This window comes from Caulobacter sp. LjRoot300, from assembly GCF_964253875.1.
GTDB lineage: Bacteria > Pseudomonadota > Alphaproteobacteria > Caulobacterales > Caulobacteraceae > Caulobacter.
Window position 1 is genome coordinate 1 of the sequence record NZ_CAXUSA020000007.1, and the last position, 14,592, is coordinate 14,592.

13 protein-coding genes are annotated in these 14,592 nt (G+C 68.1%); 4 read left to right on the top strand and 9 right to left on the bottom strand.

Translation table 11 applies throughout. The annotated features are described in order from the left end of the window. Positions 1–115 precede the first annotated feature (115 nt). The 4 genes from ACSQ2G_RS20535 to ACSQ2G_RS20550 form a co-directional block, all read right to left on the bottom strand. Positions 116–364, bottom strand: coding sequence for a DUF2188 domain-containing protein (locus tag ACSQ2G_RS20535; protein WP_436034057.1), 249 nt, complete (start codon positions 362–364; stop codon positions 116–118). Positions 365–453: 89 nt separating this feature from the next. Next, positions 454–1,395 carry an alpha/beta hydrolase gene (locus ACSQ2G_RS20540; protein ID WP_436034059.1) on the bottom strand — a complete coding sequence of 314 codons (942 nt, stop codon included), beginning with the start codon at positions 1,393–1,395 and terminating at the stop codon, positions 454–456. A 9-nt stretch (positions 1,396–1,404) separates the two neighbouring features. Next, positions 1,405–2,412: a cobaltochelatase subunit CobS gene (cobS, locus tag ACSQ2G_RS20545; protein WP_310081051.1), complete on the bottom strand. Its 1,008-nt coding sequence runs from the start codon at positions 2,410–2,412 to the stop codon at positions 1,405–1,407. Between the two features lie 143 nt (positions 2,413–2,555). Further along, positions 2,556–2,948, bottom strand: coding sequence for an RcnB family protein (locus tag ACSQ2G_RS20550; RefSeq protein WP_436034062.1), 393 nt, complete (start codon positions 2,946–2,948; stop codon positions 2,556–2,558). A 195-nt stretch (positions 2,949–3,143) separates the two neighbouring features. Between ACSQ2G_RS20550 and ACSQ2G_RS20555 the strand changes: the two genes are divergently transcribed. Then, positions 3,144–3,887 carry a phosphatase PAP2 family protein gene (locus ACSQ2G_RS20555; protein WP_436034064.1) on the top strand — a complete coding sequence of 248 codons (744 nt, stop codon included), beginning with the start codon at positions 3,144–3,146 and terminating at the stop codon, positions 3,885–3,887. Here ACSQ2G_RS20555 and ACSQ2G_RS20560 read toward each other — a convergent pair. Continuing rightward, entirely contained in the window at positions 3,884–5,302 is a 1,419-nt protein-coding gene (locus ACSQ2G_RS20560; protein ID WP_436034066.1) for a serine hydrolase, read from the bottom strand. The genes ACSQ2G_RS20555 and ACSQ2G_RS20560 overlap by 4 nt on opposite strands. A 106-nt stretch (positions 5,303–5,408) precedes the next feature. Beyond that, complete coding sequence (locus ACSQ2G_RS20565) at positions 5,409–6,065, bottom strand: J domain-containing protein (protein ID WP_310081048.1); 657 nt, start codon at positions 6,063–6,065, stop codon at positions 5,409–5,411. 59 nt (positions 6,066–6,124) lie between these two features. On the opposite strand from ACSQ2G_RS20565, the gene ACSQ2G_RS20570 reads away from it, so the two are divergent. Continuing rightward, positions 6,125–6,397, top strand: coding sequence for a BolA family protein (locus tag ACSQ2G_RS20570; RefSeq protein WP_310081047.1), 273 nt, complete (start codon positions 6,125–6,127; stop codon positions 6,395–6,397). A gap of 103 nt (positions 6,398–6,500) precedes the next feature. Continuing rightward, on the top strand, positions 6,501–6,944 hold the full coding sequence (gene cdd / locus ACSQ2G_RS20575) for a cytidine deaminase (RefSeq protein ID WP_436034069.1): 444 nt from the start codon (positions 6,501–6,503) through the stop codon (positions 6,942–6,944). 70 nt (positions 6,945–7,014) lie between these two features. On the opposite strand, the gene ACSQ2G_RS20580 is transcribed toward cdd, so the two are convergent. Then, a complete protein-coding gene (locus ACSQ2G_RS20580; protein ID WP_436034071.1) occupies positions 7,015–9,039 on the bottom strand; it encodes an alpha/beta hydrolase family protein in 2,025 nt (674 codons plus the stop codon). Between the two features lie 422 nt (positions 9,040–9,461). Between ACSQ2G_RS20580 and ACSQ2G_RS20585 the strand changes: the two genes are divergently transcribed. Next, the gene (locus ACSQ2G_RS20585; RefSeq protein WP_436034073.1) at positions 9,462–12,323 is read left to right on the top strand and encodes a TonB-dependent receptor plug domain-containing protein; all 2,862 of its coding nucleotides are present in this window, start codon (positions 9,462–9,464) and stop codon (positions 12,321–12,323) included. 142 nt (positions 12,324–12,465) lie between these two features. Here ACSQ2G_RS20585 and ACSQ2G_RS20590 read toward each other — a convergent pair whose 3' ends face one another. Further along, the gene (locus ACSQ2G_RS20590) at positions 12,466–12,834 is read right to left on the bottom strand and encodes a response regulator (RefSeq protein WP_436034074.1); all 369 of its coding nucleotides are present in this window, start codon (positions 12,832–12,834) and stop codon (positions 12,466–12,468) included. A gap of 3 nt (positions 12,835–12,837) precedes the next feature. Then, positions 12,838–14,454: a sensor histidine kinase gene (locus ACSQ2G_RS20595; protein WP_436034076.1), complete on the bottom strand. Its 1,617-nt coding sequence runs from the start codon at positions 14,452–14,454 to the stop codon at positions 12,838–12,840. Between the last annotated feature and the right edge of the window lie 138 nt (positions 14,455–14,592).

The following is a 14,592-nucleotide window of genomic DNA, read 5'->3' on the forward strand; positions in this document are numbered from 1 at the left end:
CGGCGTCATGGGACTTCAGCGCCGGACTCAGCGGGTCCGTTGGGGACATGCACGCACAGTCAGCGCCCTGCGCGCCGGCCGACGCCTTGCCGTGCGTGCGCGTCCCCGCTGAGTCCTATTTCCCGCTGTCGACCACGCGGGTGACGGGGCGGTCGTCGCCGGCCGACAGCTCGTCGCGCCATTGACCGCGGTCGTCCTCGTAGGAGATGCCGGTGTCGTCGCCGGCCACCCGCTGCTCGCCGGCCGCGCGCTGGGCGGCGTGCAGGGCCGCGTCGTGGGTGCGGAAAGTCTCGGAGAACACGTCGCCCACCTTGTAGGCCCAGCCGCCGTCGTGCTCGACGATGGTGTAGGTGATGTCGGTCATGGGACGGCTCCGTTCAGTGTGGCTCAAGGAAACTGCGCCTCGAAGGCCACGGTTCCAAGCGGGAAGTCTTGAACGGAGCGGTCGCGTCGCTACGCCTTCGGAAACAACCATGTCAGGCCGTGGGTGAACGCTACCGGGAACGTCGTCTCGTGGAAGGTATTGTCCATGATCTCGTCGCGGACCTTCAAGCCCGGATAGCCCCGCCCCCGCAACGCCTTGGCGAAGGCCCGCTGGTCGGCGACCATGTCCTCGGCGTCGCCCCCGGGACGCGGTCGTTCCAGCGCGCCGGTCGCCAGATAGATGCGCGCCTTCAGGTCCTTGTGGCCGGCGGCGTAGGCGGTTTCGGCCTTGAACATCTCGCGATGGCCATACCAGAGCGACGGGCTGGTCAGGATGTAGCTGTCGAACAGCTCCGGCTCGGTCACCGCCACCCAGGCGCCGAACAGGCCGCCATAGGACTGGCCCGCCAGCGTCCGGCGTCGCGGATCGGCCCGGTAGCGGCTCTCCACGAACGGCAGGACCTGCCCCTTGATGAAGGCCAGATATTGCGGAGCGCCGCCGCTGGCGGACGGCAGGCCGGGATCACGCCAGGGCGTCATGTCGCGCCGGCGGCTGACCATGCCATCGTCGCCCTGGGCATAGGAAATCCCCACCAGGATGGCCTGGTCCAATCGGTCGAACCTGTAGGGCAGGTGGGTGACGCCCGAGGCGACCTGGAAGGTGTACGGACCATCGTTCAGATAGATCACCGGCCAGGTTCGGCCGGCGTTCTCCGGTGCGTCGTAACCGAACGGCGTCTTGACATAGATCTGGTAGACGCGGCCCTGGGCCGAGGCCGGCAGGGTGTGGACCTTGCTGCCGGGCACGGCGAACTCGGCGGCGTCGGTCTGGAAGACGGCGACGGGCGAGGCCGGTTTGGCCTGCTCGGCCGCGCGGGCGTCGGTCGCGGGCTTGCAGCCGGCGAGGGCCAGCACCGCCGAGGCGCTGGTCAGTATGGCGAAGAGCGGTCGCCGGGCCGAACGCGGGAACACCAACCGCTCCTAAGCCACCTTCACCCGCGCCGCGCTCTCCGGCAGGTCGGTTCCGAACGCCCGCTGGAAGAACTCGGCCACGGTCGGCCGCTCCAGCTCGTCGCACTTGTTCAGGAAGGTCAGGCGGAAGGCCAGGCCGATGTCCTTGTCGAAGATCTCGGCGTTCTGGGCCCAGGTGATCACCGTGCGCGGGCTCATGACGGTCGAGATGTCGCCGTTCATGAAGGCGTTGCGGGTCATGTCGGCGACGCGGACCATGGCGGCCAGGGTGCGCTTGCCTTCCGGGGTGTCGTAGGACGGGTTCTTGGCCAGGACGATGCCGGCCTCGACGTCGTGGTCGAGGTAGTTCAGCGTCGTGACGATGCTCCAGCGGTCCATCTGGCCCTGGTTGATCTGCTGGGTGCCGTGATAGAGCCCGGTCGTGTCGCCCAGACCGATGGTGTTGGTCGTCGAGAACAGCCGGAAATAGGGGTTGGCGCGGATCACCCGGTTCTGGTCGAGCAGGGTCAGCTTGCCGCCGGCCTCCAGCACGCGCTGGATGACGAACATCACGTCCGGGCGGCCGGCGTCGTATTCGTCGAACACCAGGGCGATCGGGCGCTGCAGGGCCCAGGGCAGAATACCTTCGCGGAACTCGGTGACCTGCTTGCCGTCCTTCAGGACGATGGCGTCCTTGCCGACCAGGTCGATGCGCGACACGTGGCTGTCCAGGTTCACGCGCACCAGCGGCCAGTTCAGCCGGGCGGCGATCTGCTCGATGTGGGTGGACTTGCCGGTGCCGTGATAGCCCTGGACCATCACCCGGCGGTCGTTGGCGAAGCCGGCGCAGATGGCCTTGGTCGTCTGCGGGTCGAACCGGTAGGCGCCGTCGATCTCCGGCACGTGGGCGTCGCGATGGCTGAAGGCCGGGACCTTCATGTCGCTGTCGACGCCGAACGCGTCGCGGAGCGTGACCCACTTGTCGGGGGCCAGGGTGATCAGGGGATCGGCGGCGTGGCTGTCGGTCAGGTCGGGCATGATGCTTCCCGCTTACCGCTTTGACGTGGGGGAGGGGAAGGGCGAAGGCCAGTCCGGCGTGGAAAAAACACGACCTCTCAACACGACGCCCCGGGCGGCGTGAGCCGTCCGGGGCGCGCGGTGCGGTCCTCCCGGGGGAGAACCTAGTGGTTGGCGATGATCACCGAGGCGATCAGGCCGGTGGCCACGGCGGCCAGGATGTAGTTGTCGTCCACGCGCTGCCAGCGATAGCCGCGGGGCGGCGCGCGCAGGCCGTGGCGGCGCCAGTCGCTGACATAGTAGCGGTTGTCGCGATAGCGGGCGTCCAGGCGCTGGCCGCGTTCCCAGCGGCGATAGTCGCGGCGCTCGTGGGCGGCTTCCCGGCGGCTGTGGCCGTAGTCGCGGCGGTCATGGCGATCATAGCGGTCGTCGTGACGCTGGTCGTAGCGGCCGCGGTCGTGGTCGTCATAGCGCTGGCCGGCGGCCATGGCCGTGCCCGACAGGGCCGTGCCGGCCAGCAGGGTCGCGGCCAGGGTGGTGATGATCAGACGCTTCATGATGAGGTCCTTTCCTATTGGTGGCGGTCCGACACCGCCGAACCTCTTCGATAGTCCGACACTAGCGAATGGGGTTTGGACTGAACATGAACGGCGCCGGTCAGGAATGGTTCATCGTATTTCCGGGGTGCAACATTTGGCCCAGCTCTGGAATACTGGCGTGGCGCGAAATCGAAGTTTGTGCGTTCACTTGCCATGATGCGTTTTTCCGCCTTTCAACCTCGCCGGGATTTGCCGCGACTGCTGGCCGCGGCGCGAATCGAGCTGGGCGCGGTGGCGGCCCTGCTGGTGCTGGCGGGCGGGGCCCTGGCCTTCCTGGCGCTGTCCGACGAGGTGGCCGAGGGCGACACCGCCGCCTTCGACCTGGCCGTGCTCAAGGCCCTGCGGCTGCCGGGCGACCCCAACGGCCTGATCGGCCCCAAGTGGCTGCACGTGGCGGCCGCGGACGTCACCGCCCTGGGCTCGATCACCGTGCTGGGCCTGGTGGTGGTCCTGGCCCTGGCCCTGATGCTGAGCCTGCGGCGCTGGAGCGAGGCCCTGGTGGTGCTGGTCGGGGCCGGCGGCGGGGTGGCGATCAGCCAGGGCCTGAAGCACCTGTTCGGGCGCGAGCGGCCGCAGCTGGTCTATCGCGCGGTCGAGGCGGCCAATCCCAGCTTCCCGTCCGGCCACGCCATGCTGTCGGCCGTGGTGTTCCTGACCCTGGGCGCCCTGGCGGCCCGGTTCGCGCCGCGCCGACGGGTCAAGGCCCTGGCCCTGGGGGCGGCGGTGCTGCTCAGCCTGCTGGTCGGCGCGTCGCGGATCTATCTGGGCGTCCACTGGACCAGCGACGTCCTGGCCGGCTGGAGCCTCGGCGCGGCCTGGGCCATGGCCTGCTGGGTGGCGGCCTGGGCGTGGGAGCGACGGGGCTGGAGAGGCGGGCCGAAAGCCGACCGCCTCTAAGGCGCGCTCAACTTCTCCAGCCGTTGGGCGGCGTTGCGATTGGTCGGGTCCAGCGCCAGGGAACGCCGGTAGTTGGCGATCGCGGCGGCCTTGTCACCGTTGGCCTCGTAGGCGTCGGCCAGGCTGTCGAACGCATTGCCGCTGGCGGGATGAAGGTCGGCCGTCAGCTTCAGCACGGCGAGCGCCGTGCGGGGCTTGCCGAAGGCCAGCAGGCGATAGCCCCAGTCGTTGAGTTCGGGCTCCGGCGCGGTGAAGCCGGGCGTGGCCGCGACGAACCGCGCCACGGCGGCCTGCGGATCGCGGTCCTCCTGTTCGGCCAGGGCCGCGCGCAGGGCCGAAACGCCGGTCAGCGTCATGCCCGGAATGAAACCCTGGGCGATTTCGTCGATCAGGTCCTCGGGCGTGGCGCCGGCCAGGTTGGTCAGGATCACCACCGCCACCCTATCGTCGGGATAGAGGTAGACCGCCGAGCGGCTGCCGCCGGTCATGCCGACGACGCGGCGCCGCGGGCGGTCCTGGACCAGCCAGCCCAGGCCCCACTGGCCCGGCTCGCCGTCGGCATAGGCGACCGGCGTCCACAGGGTCTTCAGGGCCGAGGGGCCGAGAAGACGGCCCTGCCGCAGGGCGATCGCCCACCGCGCCACGTCCTCGGCGGTGCTGTTCATGCCGGAGGCCGCCCGATGCAGGGGCGTGAAGATCTCCTGGCGGAGAGCCGGCTGGTCGGGCGCCGCCTGGCGATAGCCGTAGGAGACCGCGCGCTCGGGGCCGGCGTCGCGGCTGTCGCCGTAGCCCGTGCGGGTCATGCCCGCCAGGGCGATCTGTTCCCCGGCCAGGGTGGCGTCGGCGGCCCGTCCGCGCAGGCCGTTGATGGCCATCTGGACCAGGGCGTAGTTGGTCTGGCTGTAGTCGAACCGCTGGCCGGGCGGAAAGCGGACGGGCTTGGCCAGGGTTTCCTTCCAGGCGGCGGCCTCGTCGATCGCGCCGCCGCCGTTGTTGTCGACGAAATTGGGCAGGCCGGAGGTGTGGCTCAGCAGGCGCTCGACGGTGACGCCGCGCCAGGCCTGCGGCAGGTCGCCGACATAGCGGCCGATCGGCGCCGACAGCTCCAGCCGCCCGGCCTCGACCTCGCGCAGAGCGGCCACGCCCGTGAAGGCCTTGGTGATGGAGTTCAGCGGAAAGATGGTCTGGGGCGTCACCGGGGTTCCCGCCGCGATGTCGGCCAGGCCATAGGCCCGCGACATGACGATCCGGTCGTCCTGGACGACCGCGATCTGCAGGCCGGGAATGTGTCGCTCGCTCATCGCGCGCCGGATCAAGGCGTCGGTCCGCGCCGACGCATCGGGCGCGGCCTGGGCCGAGGCCCCGAGCGCAAGGGCCGCCAACAGCGCCAGCGCGCCGATCATTCCACTCGTCATGACGCCATCGCCCCACGTGGACCCGCGTCATAAGGACCAGGCCGGAGATGCTCCGGCCAGTTAATCCTTGGTCATGTACGGCGTGGGCCGCGGACCGGGGCCCGTCCTACTTCGCCAGCCCCGACTTCTGCAGCGTCTTGTAGGCCTTGATCACCCGCTGCAGCTTGTGCTCGGCGCTGCGGTCGCCGCCGTTCATGTCGGGGTGGCAGCGCTTGAGCAGGTCCTTGTAGCGGGCGCGGATCGCCGGGCCGTCGGCGCCGGCCTCCAGGTCGAGGTCGGCCAGGGCCTGGCGCTCCAGCTTGCCCAGGCTGCGGCCGGCGGCGGCCTGGGCCGATTCGGCCCTGCGCTTCTCGGCGCGGAACAGGCCGAACGGGTCGTTCAGGTGGCGGGCGTCGCGGGCGGCGGCGGCGGCGGCCTCGCGCGAGCGGCTGTCGGCCTTCATCGACCAGGTCGGCCGGCCGCCGGTCATCTTCTCCTGCTCCTGCTGGGAGCGGATCTGGCCCTCGCTCATGCCGGCGTAGAAGTTCCAGTTCTTGTTGTACTCGGCCGCGTGGCGCTGGCAGAAATTGTAGTAGACGCCCGGCATGTCGCGCGACTTGGGCGCCTTGGCCGTGGCGGCCGAGCGGCACTCGGGGTGATCGCAGCGCACCTCGCCCGGTTTCAGGGCGTAGACGTCGTTCTCCCGCGCGGCCTCCTCGGCCGTTTTCGGGGGGCGGACACGGATGTCGAAAAACTTGGGGCGATATTCGAAGTCGGCGCTCATGGCGCTTAGAGTAAGCCGCAGCTATTTCCGTTCAAGGATTGACAAGCAAGGAACCCGCCATGGGCGCTATCGCCGACGCCATCGCCGCCAAATTGACCGCCGCTTTCTCGCCCACGCGGCTGGAGATCGTCGATGACAGCGACCGCCACCACGGTCATGCCGGACACCGCGAGGGCGGGGAGAGCCACTTCAACCTGCTGATCGAGGCCCAGGCCTTTGCCGGCAAGGCCCGGGTGGCCCGCCAGCGGCTGATCTTCCAGGCCCTGGCGGAGGAAATGGCGGGTCCGGTCCACGCCCTGTCGATCGTCGCCAAGGCGCCGGGCGAGGCGTGATCAGGCCCGCGAAAACGGGCTTGCCAGGGCGGCCCGCGACTGATTGCCTCTCCGCCCGGCGCGACCCCGCAACGACGCGGATTCCGCCGGCGAAGAGGCCGGCATGAGCGCAACCGAGACATCTCCCCCCATCCCGATCTTCCTGGACGAGGACAGCGAGGCCGCCCTGGCCGCCGCCTTGCCGGCCCTGCTGGCGCGATCCTACGCCCGCTATTCGAACTTCACCGTGGCCGCCGCGGTGATCGACGCCGACGGCCGCGCCCACCTGGGGGTCAATGTCGAGAACGCCGCCTACCCGTCCGGCACCTGCGCCGAGCAGACGGCGATCGGGGCGATGGTCACGGCCGGCGGGCGCGGCATCGCCAAGGTGCTGATCGCCGCCGGCTCCAACGGCGTGGTCCAGCCCTGCGGCGCCTGCCGCCAGCGGATCGCCGAATTCGCCACCGACGCCTGCGAGGTGGTCTCGGTCCAGGACGGCAAGGCCACGCGCCGCACGCCGTTCTGGAGCCTGCTGCCGGAGTCGTTCGGCCCGCGGGACCTGGGGTAGGCGCTACGGAAAAGGGGCGGCCCGGAGACCGCGCCCCTTCTTGTTCGGACATCAAGCCCGGTCCGGGCGATCACAGACCGCCGGGGCCGCAATCGGTCTTCAGGTACTTCTCGATCTCGACCAGTTGGGTTTCCAGCATCTCCGGGGTCATGAAGTTGTACTGGTGCCCCATGTCCTTGATCTCGAGGTACTTGTAGGTCTTGCCGGCAGCCTTGAGGGCCCCGACGAAGCGGCGGGATTCCTCGACCTCGACCGTCTGGTCGCGATCGCCGTGATAGACGAAGATCGGGATCGAGACGTTCTTGGCGTTGGGCAGCGGGTCCAGGCCGTCGATGGTGGGGCGCTGGTATTCGCGCAGGAAGCGGTCGTTGTAGGTCTCGCCCTGGAAGCGCTTGATCTCGGCCACGCCGGCCCCGGCGATCGAGCATTGATAGAGGCCGTTGGGGCGGATGGCGGCGGCGAAGGCCGCATAGCCGCCGTAGGAATAGCCGAACAGGGCGATACGGTCCGGCGCGGCCAACTTCTGGTCGATCAGGTACTTGGCCGCGTCGTCGTTGTCGTCCTGCATGGCCATGCCCCACTGGGCGTCGCCCGCCCGGGCCAGCCTGGAGCCCCAGCCCTCCGACCCGCGGAACTGCGGCTGGATCACCACATAGCCGCGCGAGGTGAAATACTTGGTCCAGCCCGACACGTCCCAGTCCAACTCGTCGCGGGCCGAGGGGCCGCCGTGCGGCAGGACGATGGCGGGGTAGGGGCCCGGGCCATAGACGTCCTTGGGCGGGGTGTGCAGGAAGGCGGGGATCATCAGGCCGTCGCGGGCGGCGTACTGCACCAGCCGCGACTCGCCCAGGACCGCGGGATTGATCTGCGGGCGCGACTTGCCCAGCAGAGTCAGCTTGGTCCCGTCGGTCAGCAAGTAATACTCCGGCGGCAGGTTGGGGCCGGATTTGCGGACCAGGATGTATTTCTTGTCCTTTGACCAGTCGGTGATCTGCACCCCGGCCCCGTCCGGATAGCTGAACTTGGCCGGGGCCGCGCCGCTCGGATCGGTCCATTGCAGGCTAGTGGGCTTCACCCCCAGGGCGGTGGGCAGATTCTTGGCGGCGGCCGCCAGGACCGGGTCGACCCAGTAGTCGCGTCCCGTATCGGCGCCATAGCTGAAACCCAGCACCTTGCCGTCATCGTCGAGGATCGGGCCGCCGGCGTCGAACAGCTTTATCTCAAAAGCGGGCTCGATGATCTTCCGCTGGGCGATGTCGTATTCGTAGATGCCGGTCTTGTCGGCGCCGTTCTGGCGGACGTTGACGTAGACGATGTTGGGGTCGTCACCGAAACCGACCACGGTCGTCAGGTTGCGGTCCTTGGCGTACGACCGGAAGTGCTCGGACCATTCGCCGGTCTTCGGATCTCGAATCTGCTGACCGATATAGACGTTGCCGTTGTTAACCTCGACTTTCTGGCGGGCCCGCAGTTCTCCGGTATGGTCGGCCTCCAGGCCGCCGAAGCGGTCCGAGCCGCGGGTCACGCGATCGGCCCCGCCGTCATAGAGATCGACCTTGTAGACGTCGCCCGCGCCGTTCGCGCCGGTGTTGAGCACCAGGATATGTTTGGGGTCGTTGGGCAGCCGGCTCAGGATCGACGGGTTGCCGACGGCCTGCACCAGCTCCTCGTAGTCGCTCTTGCCGCGGTTCTCCGGCAGGGCCGAAGTCCATTTCGAGCCCTGTAGATCGGTGATGTACACCTTCTGCAGGTGGGCCTTGGTCGAACCGTAGGTCCACAATTGCTGGGCCACGACCGCCAACCGGTCGTCCTTGACGAAATTTACCGCCATCAGTTGCATCTTGGACGCGCCCAGGATGGTCGGCGCCTTGTCCGGATTGGCGGTTTCCCAGATGGCGACGACCTTGGTCACCCCGTCTGGCGAGACGAGACCGGCGATGTGCTTGCCGTCCGGCGAGATGCTGACGTCGTCGATCTGGGCGTTGCGGGCGAAGTCATGGGCCGTCGGCGCCGTCGCCGGAGCCTGGGCCAGCGCCGGAGCGGCCATCAAGGCCAGGGTGACGCTGGAGAGCAATCCAAGGTTGCGTAAAAGCATCGTGACTTCAAATCCCCGCGCTGGATAAACATTGCTATTTGTAAGAGCGCACTTACCGGGCGCTCGCCCCATTCTCGACACGCCTGACCACCGGCTTCAAGGCGTTCGACACGGCAGCCTATCCAGTTTGGGGCGGACTCCAAGCTATCATGAGCATCCAGGGCGCTGGTGAAAGCGGCATCGTGGTCCCTTAGTGGCGATACTGTGACCAGATTGTAACGCCGGTCGCCATAAGTTTTCCAAACAGCTTCTTATCATTGAGCCGGCCTTCGAAGGTGAATAGCGTTCGCCGTAATCGGGGGCGGCGCAATTTTTTGATCGTCCCCTAGCGCGCTTAAAAGGCAGGGGACCTTATGCTAGACCGCAAGCTATTGCTTACCACTTCAATCCTGGCGGGTGTCGTCGCCTTAGCCGTCGCGCCCGTGAGCGCCCTGGCCCAGGACACCACCTCGACCGCCAAGGCCCCGCCGGCCGACACCGAAGTCGAAACGCTTGTCGTGACCGGTTCGCGCATCAAGCGCACCGAATACACCAGCGCCTCGCCGATCCAGGTGATCACCTCCGAGCAGTCCACCCTGCAAGGGCTGGTCGACACCGGCGACATCCTGCAGAAGTCGTCGGCCGCGAGCGGCTCGTTCCAGTCGAACAACCTGCTGACCGGCTATGTCATCACCGGCGGCGAGAACATCAGCAGCGTGTCGCTGCGCGGCCTGGGCGCCAACCGCACCCTGGTCCTGCTGAACGGCCGCCGCCTGGCGCCGGCCGGCCAGGGCGGCACGGTCGGCCCTGTCGACCTGAACGTCCTGCCGTCGTCGATCATCGACCGCACCGAAATCCTCAAGGACGGCGCATCGTCGATCTACGGCTCGGACGCCGTGGCCGGCGTCGTCAACATCATGACCAAGAAGGACTTCGACGGCGTCGAGCTCAACGTCTACGGCTCGGTTCCGACCCGCGGCGAAGGCGAGACCTACCGGATCTCGGGCACCGCCGGCAAGGTGTTCGACAAGGGCTACATCAACCTGACCGCCGACTACAACGAGCAGAAGGCGCTGAAGGTTAAGGACCGCAAGTACACGTCCTGCGCCGAAGACTACCGCTTCGACGCCGTGACCGGCGACCGCGTGGACTTCATCGATCCGAAGACCGGCCACTACAAGTGCTACAACGCGGTCAACAACGCCTGGCAGGCGGCCGACGTCTTCGGCGGCATCTTCCAGTACGATCCGACCCTGGCCAACGCCCCTCCCGGCGGCTACCCGGCAGCGGCCCTGGGCCTTCGTGGCACGCCCGCCAACCCCATTCTGATCGACTGGGTGCGTGCCGCGCGGGGCGGACAACCGGCGACCTACCCCTATGCTAACTATGACAACGCCGCGTACCAGAACTCGGACGCGATCTCGCCGATCAAGCGCGGCACGATCTATCTGACCGGCAGCTACGATATCACGCCGAACGTCGAGGCCTACACCGAACTGCTGCTGAACCGCCGTAAGTCGTCGGGCGCCAGCATCATGTACCTGTTCGAGACTGTGTCGGGCGACAACCCCGCCAACTCGGTCGCTACTGGTCTGCAGACCGCCGGCGCCTCGGGCGATGCGATCCCGCTGATCCTGCTGCCGCACTTCCAGCGCGAGACGATCGACTACGGCCGCATCGTCGGCGGCCTGCGCGGCACCATCAACGGCGCCGGTTTCCTGAACAACTGGGACTGGGACGTCTACGGCCAGTACGGCAAGTCGGACGCCAAATACACCAGCGACTTCATCTACCAGGACCGCGTGTACGCGACGACCGGCGGCAGCGGCCTGGCTTGCGATCCGTCCGAGATCACCGTCTCCGGCGGCTCGTGCATGACGATCGACTACTTCAATCCGGCTGTGCTTGCGGGCAATCTGACGCCGGCCCAGCGCGCCTTCCTGATCGGTCAGGAAACCGGCACGACCAAGTACACCCAGTACTCGTTCGAAGGCTCGATCAGCGGGGACCTGTTCACCCTGCCGGCGGGCCCGGTCGGCGCGGCGTTCGGCGCCACCTACCGCAAGGACAAGCTGGACGACACCCCCGGCTACAACGCCCAGAACGCCAACTACTGGGGCTACAGCACCGCCGGCCGCACGAAGGGCAGCGACGACGTCAAGGAAGTCTACGGCGAACTGGCCGTCCCGGTCTTCAAGGACCTGCCGATGGTCGAGAAGCTGGATCTGAGCCTGTCGGGCCGCTACACCGACTACAAGAGCTACGGTTCGGACGAGACCTATAAGGTCGGCCTGAACTGGCAACTGTCGTCGGCCTTCCGCATCCGCTCGTCGTACGGCACCTCGTTCCGCGCCCCGGCGCTGTACGAACTGTACCTGGCCGACCAGACCTCGTTCTTCAACGGCATCGACCCCTGCCGTCGCTGGGGTGAATCGACCAATACCAAGCTGCAGACCAACTGCGCGGCCGCCGGCATCCCCGACGACTACGTGGAATCCTCGACCCCGCAGGTCAGCACCGGCGGCGGCGCGGGCCGCCTGAAGGCCGAAACCTCCAAGGCCACCACCTTCGGCGTGATCTGGACCCCCAGCTTCATCGACCTGAGCCTGGCGCTGGACTACTTCGAGATCGAAGTGAACAACGAGGTGGCGAACTTCGGGGCCGGCAACATCCTGAACGCCTGCTACGGCGGCAACAACTACCCCAACGACTTCTGTACGCTGTTCAACCGCGACCCGGTCAGCCACGACGTCACGATCATCAACGACAACTACCTGAACGTGGCCAGCCAGAAGAACCGGGGTCTGGACTTCAACTCCCGCTACCAGCACGAGTTCACCGTCGGCAAGCTGACGATCGATGGTCAGTTCACCTGGCAGTTCGAAGACGTGACCAACCTGCTGGAAGGCGGCGAGCCGGACGACCACAACGGTGAAACGACCGAGCCGGACTTCACCGGCGTGATCAACACCCGCTTCGATCACGACGACTGGACCGTCAACTGGGCGGTCGACATGTACGGCAAGGCTTCGGACACCGAGCTGATCGACGGTGGCGACATCCACTCGAGCACCCGGTACAACAAGAGCCTGTACTCCAAGCAGTACACCGAGTTCACGGCCTACCACTCGCTGACCGTGCGCAAGAAGTTCGACAACCTGTCCATCCAGGCGGGCGTGCTGAACCTCTTCGACGAACTGCCCCCGGCTCAGTCGGCCGGCCAGTTCCGCGTCGGCGTCTCGGCCCTGAACGCCTACGACCTGCGCGGTCGCCGGTTCGTGTTCGAAATCAACAAGCGCTGGTAGCGGCTCCGCCCGGGCCGCCGGCCTCGCTGGCGGCCCGGGTCAGGGCGACTTTCCAGACAAAGAACTGACCAGGCATAAAGGAAGAGCGGAGGGACCAGTCCCGCCGCTCTTTTTCTTTTGAGGGGGCCGGCGGTGGCGGACCTCAGACCACCTGCGCCGCCAGCCCTTCCAGCACCTTGCGCAGGTCGGCTTCGCGGAACGGCTTCTGCAGCACGGTCGCGCCCCTGTGGCCCTCGGACAGCCCGGCCTCGCCATAGCCGCTGGCGAAGGCGAACGGCACGCCGCGTTCCCTGAGGGCGTCGGCGACCGGGAAGATCGGGCGACCGCCCAGGTTGACGTCCAGCAGGGCGGCGTCGATGTCGGCGGCGCCGGCCAGGCGCAAGGCCTCGTCCAACTCGGCGGCGGGGCCGACGACGATGCAGCCGAGGTCGGTGAGCATGTCTTCCACCAGCATGGAGACCAGCGCCTCGTCTTCGACCACCAGGACCTTAAGGGCGGCGAGGGTCTTCATTGTTCAGGGCTCCAGGGCACGGATCGGCAACCTCATGGTGCATACGAGGCCAAGGCTATCATAGGCCAGCGCGACTTGTGCGGACAGTTCTCCCGCCAGGCCCTTTTCGAGCAGGCGCGCGCCGAACCCCTGGCGGCGGGGCGGAACGACCGGCGGGCCGCCGCGCTCGGTCCAGGTCAGGCGCAGGCGCGGGGCTCCGGACGCGTCGGGCTCCGGTCCCCAGGCCACTTGCACCGCGCCGCCGGGGACCGACAGCGCGCCGTATTTCAGGGCGTTGGTCGCCAGTTCATGGATGGCCATGCCCAGGGCGACCGTCGCCTTGGGGTTCAACTGGACGTCGCGGGCGTAGTCGAAGGCGATGCGGTCGCGGGCGGCGAAGGCCTCCAGCTCGAAATCGAAGATCTCGCGCAGGCTGGCGCCGGCCCAGTTCTGCTGGGTCAGCAGGTCGTGGGTGTGGGACAGGGCCATGATCCGGCCTTCGAAGGCGTCGCGGAACGCCGCCGGCGTGTCGGTGGTGCGCAGGGTCTGGCTGGCGATCGACTGCACCGAGACCAGGGTGTTCTTCACCCGGTGGTTCAGCTCGTTGACCAGCAGCTTCTGGCGTTCCTCGGCCCGCTTGCGCTCGGTGACGTCCAGGGAGACGCCGGCCATGCGCCGGGCGCCGCCGTGGTCGGCGGTCTGGGCGGCGCGGCCTCGGGCATGCACCCAGCGGACCTCGCCGCCGGGAGTGCGGACGCGGTACTCGATGTCATAGTCGGCCTCGTGCCGGATGGCGTCCTCGATGGCGGCCATCATCCGCGGGCGATCGTCCGGATGCACCGAGGCGACCAGGTCGGCGAAGCCGAAGTCCTCGTCGGGGCCACGGCCGTAATTGGCCTTGCAGATGTCCGAGGCCAGATAGGCCCTGGTCTCCACGTCCAGCTCCCACGAGCCCAGGCGACCGGACTCCAGGGCGAACTTCAGGCGCTCCTCGGCGTCGCGGCGCTGGGCCAGCTCGGCGTGGGCCGCCTCGTGGGTCCGTGCGGATTCGATGGCCACCGCCGCCTGGGCGGCCAGGCCGATCATCAGGCTCTCGGCGCGGGAGCCGAAGCGCGCCGGCTGGGAATGGCCGAAGAACAGGCCGCCCAGCACCGCGCCCTGGCGGGTGATCACCGGCACCGCCAGGTAGCTGCGGACCGGCAGGTGGCCTTCCGGCATGCCGCCATGGGGCGGGTTGCGGCCATAGCGCGGGTCCTGGGTGATGTCGTCCGACCGCACCACGCCCTCGCCCGCGAAGGTGGGGGCGAAGACCGCGGTGCTGCGCGGCATGGGGAAGGTTTCGAACGCCGAGCGCGGCGCGCCCGACAGGCTGTAGAGCATCAAGCTCTCGCCGGCCTGATCGACGACCTTGTAGAAGAAGGCCCCGAACTGGGCGCCGGTCAGCTCGACCCCGCCGTCGACCACCGTCTGGACCAGGGTCTCGGCGTCATGGCCGGCCCCGATCGCCTCGGCGACGCGGTTGAGGGCGCGGGACCGGCGGACCTCCTCGGCCAGGGCCGCCTCGGCCGCGGCGAGGCGTGCGGCAAGGTCCTGAACCTCGTCCTCCTCGACGCGACTGGTCGCCTTGGCCAAGCTGTTCACCCCCACTCGCCCCGGTCGCCCGATCTACCGGGCGCGGTCACAAACGCGTCGCCATGGTGATGGTTCCCGCGCCGTCATAGTGCGTCGAGATCGCGCCGGGCTCAACCGGCCGTCGCGCGGAATGGTCGACTAAGGCGA

Bases quoted from the DNA above. Each gene is read 5' to 3' on its own strand.
- ACSQ2G_RS20535 (WP_436034057.1), bottom strand. From the start codon at position 364: ATGACCGACATCACCTACACCATCGTCGAGCACGACGGCGGCTGGGCC.
- cobS (WP_310081051.1), bottom strand. From the start codon at position 2,412: ATGCCCGACCTGACCGACAGCCACGCCGCCGATCCCCTGATCACCCTG.
- ACSQ2G_RS20550 (WP_436034062.1), bottom strand. From the start codon at position 2,948: ATGAAGCGTCTGATCATCACCACCCTGGCCGCGACCCTGCTGGCCGGC.
- ACSQ2G_RS20555 (WP_436034064.1), top strand. From the start codon at position 3,144: ATGATGCGTTTTTCCGCCTTTCAACCTCGCCGGGATTTGCCGCGACTG.
- ACSQ2G_RS20560 (WP_436034066.1), bottom strand. From the start codon at position 5,302: ATGACGAGTGGAATGATCGGCGCGCTGGCGCTGTTGGCGGCCCTTGCG.
- ACSQ2G_RS20565 (WP_310081048.1), bottom strand. From the start codon at position 6,065: ATGAGCGCCGACTTCGAATATCGCCCCAAGTTTTTCGACATCCGTGTC.
- ACSQ2G_RS20570 (WP_310081047.1), top strand. From the start codon at position 6,125: ATGGGCGCTATCGCCGACGCCATCGCCGCCAAATTGACCGCCGCTTTC.
- cdd (WP_436034069.1), top strand. From the start codon at position 6,501: ATGAGCGCAACCGAGACATCTCCCCCCATCCCGATCTTCCTGGACGAG.
- ACSQ2G_RS20580 (WP_436034071.1), bottom strand. From the start codon at position 9,039: ATGCTTTTACGCAACCTTGGATTGCTCTCCAGCGTCACCCTGGCCTTG.
- ACSQ2G_RS20590 (WP_436034074.1), bottom strand. From the start codon at position 12,834: ATGAAGACCCTCGCCGCCCTTAAGGTCCTGGTGGTCGAAGACGAGGCG.